The organism is Actinomycetota bacterium (assembly GCA_041658565.1).
In the GTDB taxonomy this organism is placed as follows: domain Bacteria; phylum Actinomycetota; class AC-67; order AC-67; family AC-67; genus JBAZZY01.
The window spans coordinates 1-3,252 of the sequence record JBAZZY010000074.1 but is presented as its reverse complement, the minus strand read 5'-3'; the positions used below and the strand labels follow the sequence as shown (position 1 = coordinate 3,252).

Sequence of the window (3,252 nt, the reverse complement as noted above, 5' to 3'; positions counted from 1 at the left end):
CGGAGAGCAGTGCTTCTACCTGTATTGAGGGTCGGGCGATGAGGGATGCCTTCGTCCTTTTGTTTTCGGGCGATCCGGAGACCTGGGGCGTGGTCGGGCGGAGCCTCCGCTTTTCCCTCTTCGCCACCCTTTTTTCGGTACTGCCAGGAGTTCCCGCGGGCGTCGCCCTCGCCTCACGGAACTTTCGCGGGCGTCGCGGCCTTGTGGCGGCCGTCAACTCCCTGACCGCCCTCCCCACCGTGGTCATCGGCCTCTTCGCCTATTCGCTGATTTCGAGATCCGGCCCGATGGGAGGACTGAATTGGCTCTACGCTCCCGCGGGAGTGATTCTCGGCCAGTCCTTTCTCGCCTTTCCCGTCGTGGCCTCCCTGACCTACGCGGGACTGTCGAAGCTCGATCCTCGCTTCCGCGAGACGCTTCTCACCTTGGGCTCAGGACCATTGTCGCGTATAACGGCGACCGTCCGGGAGTCGAGGGCCGTTCTTGTGGCCGCCCTCGTGGCCGCCTTCGGGCGCGTGACCGGAGAGGTCGGCGTCTCGATGATGCTCGGCGGGAATATCCGCTTTTCCACGCGCACGATGACGACGGCCATCGCCCTCGACGCCTCCAAGGGCGAGTTCGAGCGGGCTATTTCGCTCGGGCTCGTCCTCCTCGCCCTCGCCCTGGCCATCAACCTGGCCGTCCACGCGCTGGCCCGCCATGAGTAATGTGTCGCATAACGCGGGCGCGGGGAGCGAGTCCGGCGGCGCTAAATCCCGAGTCGCGAAGGGCGGCGTCGCCGACGACCCGTCGAGCGGCGGCGTCGGTCCCAATGCCCGCGCCGCCAGCCCGGTTTCCGGCCCGGCCGATCCCAAGGCCGGCGCCGCCAAGGGTCATGCCGACGGTATCGCCGAACCTGTCGCCGGCTCGAACGCTGGCGCCGCCGTCGACCCCATCGCGGGCGCTGAGCCGGCTCTTTTCTCCGCGCGCGGTCTCGTGGCCAGCTACGGCTCATGCGTGGCGCTCGATCTCGAGGCCCTCGAGCTACGCGAAGGCGAGTGCCTCGCCCTTGTTGGGCCGAACGGTTCCGGCAAGACGACGCTGCTCAAGATGCTGGCGGGCATTTTCCGGCCGACCGCGGGACGCCTGTTTTTCGAGGGCGAGGAAGCCGTTTCCAGCGCGGCCTCGGCCAAGGTTTCTCTTGGCTTCGCGCGTCTCAAGTCCCGCGTCGTCTATCTCCACCAGCACCCGTACCTGCTGGCCGGGACGGTGGCGTATAACGTCGAGTTCGGTTCCCGCGCGCGCGGCGCGGGAAGGGCCGTGGCCGTCGAGAGAGCCGCGGCGGCCCTCGCGGAGCTCGGCCTGTCCGGCTTCGAACGAAGGCGGCATCGAGCGCTTTCAGGAGGAGAAGCCCAGCGAGTGGCTTTGGCCAGGGCCTTCGCCACCGGAGCCGACGTGCTTCTCCTCGACGAGCCGACCGCTAGCGCGGACGCGGCTTCCAGGGACCTGATCCTCGAGGCGATCCGCGGGCGCATTTTAGCGGGGAGCACGATCGTATTCAGCACCCACGACGCGGCCTTGGCCGAAAAGCTAGCGCATCGGGAAATTCGCGTCGATTCGGGAAGAATCGCCAACGACCGGAGGTTGATCAATGTCGGATAACGCGCTGCATCCCGACGAAGCGCTGAGCATCGTTATCGCCTGCGCCCCGGCGTCCGCGACGGAGCGGGTTTCTCTCGCCGAGTCTCTTGGACGCGCCATGCCAGTCGAAGCCTTTTGTTTCTTGGATCAGCCTCCCTTCGACAAGTCGGCCATGGACGGCTTCGCTTACGCGGCCGCGCATGAAGTCGCACATCGCGTATCGGGCGACGCGCCGGCCGGCTCGTCAGGCGGCGGGCGGGATTCTACGGGTGCCGACGGCGGAGCGGGGAAGGGCGCGGCGGGCGGAACCCTGTATCGCGTCGTGGGCGCGACGGCGGCGGGCGAGGCCGCAGCCCCGCGGCTCGGAGCCGGCGAGGCGGTCCGCATCATGACGGGCGCGCCCTTGCCGGCCGGTGCCTCGCGCGTGCAACGCGTCGAATGGACTCGCGACGGAGGCTCGGACGCCGCCGGCCGTTCCCTCGTTCTCTTCACTCGGCCCGAGAGCGTTTCGAACGTGATCGCTCGCGGGGAGAATCTCCGCTCCGGGGACCGCTTGCTCGGGCCGCGTCTTTTGGGGCCGCAGGACCTCGGCATTCTCGCATCCTCGGGCTACTCCGAGGTCGAAGTCGCGAAGCGGCCCCTCGTCGGCATCGTCTCCACGGGCGACGAGATTGTCGCGGCCGGCGCGGCTCTCGGGCCGGCCGCGATTTACGATTCAAACGGCCCCCAGCTGGCGGCTCAAGCCATGGCGGCGGGAGGCGATGCGCGCTTCTACGGCGTTTTCCCCGACGACGAGGGAGTCTTGCGCGAGGCCCTTTCGAGGGCGCTGGACGAGTGCGATATCGTCCTCGTGTCCGGTGGCGTATCGATGGGCGATTTCGATTTCGTGCCTCGCGTCCTCGAATCCCTCGGCGTGAAGCCTCGTTTCCACGGGCTCGCTATGCGGCCCGGCAAGCCGACTTTTTTCGGCATGCGCGGCTCGACCGCGGCTTTCGGCCTCCCCGGCAATCCGGTCTCCACCTTCGTCAATTTCGAGATTCTCGTCAGGCCCCATCTGGCCGCGAGGCTCGGCCTCGCGTGGAAGCCGCGCATCCTGCGAGCCAGGCTCGCCGAGGACCTGGTTCGGCGAGCCTCCGATCGCGTGGAATTCCTGCCCGCCGCGCTCGAGCTCGCCTTCGAGGGCCTTTTGGCGCGGCCGCTGAACTACCACGGCTCCTCGATGCTTTCAGTGCTTTCCGATGCGGAAGCGCTCCTGCGGATGGAGCTGGGCGTTGAGAGAATTCAGGCGGGGGAGGTCGTCGATGTTCGACTCGTACGGGCGTGAGATCGCGTATCTTCGCGTCTCCGTGACGGATCGCTGCAATCTGCGCTGCGTCTATTGCATGCCGCCCGAAGGAGTGGAACCGCTTCGCCATGAGGAGATCCTCACGTTCGAGGAAATAGCCATGGTGGTCGGCGTCGCGGTCGGCCTTGGTTTCAGGAAGGTCAGGCTGACCGGCGGCGAACCCCTCGCGCGCAAGGGAATCGCGAGCCTCGTCCGTCTGCTCAGGCCCATCCGCGGCCTCGAAACCCTGGCGATGACGACGAACGGCACCCTATTGGCCCCCCTCGCCGCGGAGCTCGCGCGGGCGG

4 protein-coding genes are annotated in these 3,252 nt (G+C 67.7%); all 4 read left to right on the top strand.

The window, feature by feature from the left end; translation table 11 throughout:
* Positions 1–59: 59 nt before the first annotated feature.
* Positions 60–707, top strand: a complete 648-nt coding sequence (locus tag WDA27_14995; GenBank protein MFA5892230.1) for an ABC transporter permease — start codon at positions 60–62, stop codon at positions 705–707.
* Positions 700–1,641 carry an energy-coupling factor ABC transporter ATP-binding protein gene (locus WDA27_14990; protein MFA5892229.1) on the top strand — a complete coding sequence of 314 codons (942 nt, stop codon included), beginning with the start codon at positions 700–702 and terminating at the stop codon, positions 1,639–1,641. Before WDA27_14995 ends, WDA27_14990 begins: the two co-directional genes overlap by 8 nt.
* On the top strand, positions 1,631–2,944 hold the full coding sequence (glp, locus tag WDA27_14985; GenBank protein ID MFA5892228.1) for a gephyrin-like molybdotransferase Glp: 1,314 nt from the start codon (positions 1,631–1,633) through the stop codon (positions 2,942–2,944). Before WDA27_14990 ends, glp begins: the two co-directional genes overlap by 11 nt.
* On the top strand, positions 2,922–3,252 hold a 331-nt coding region (locus WDA27_14980), incomplete at its 3' end, for a radical SAM protein (protein MFA5892227.1). The genes glp and WDA27_14980, both read left to right, overlap by 23 nt.

Bases quoted from the DNA above. Each gene is read 5' to 3' on its own strand.
- WDA27_14990 (MFA5892229.1), top strand. From the start codon at position 700: ATGAGTAATGTGTCGCATAACGCGGGCGCGGGGAGCGAGTCCGGCGGC.
- glp (MFA5892228.1), top strand. From the start codon at position 1,631: ATGTCGGATAACGCGCTGCATCCCGACGAAGCGCTGAGCATCGTTATC.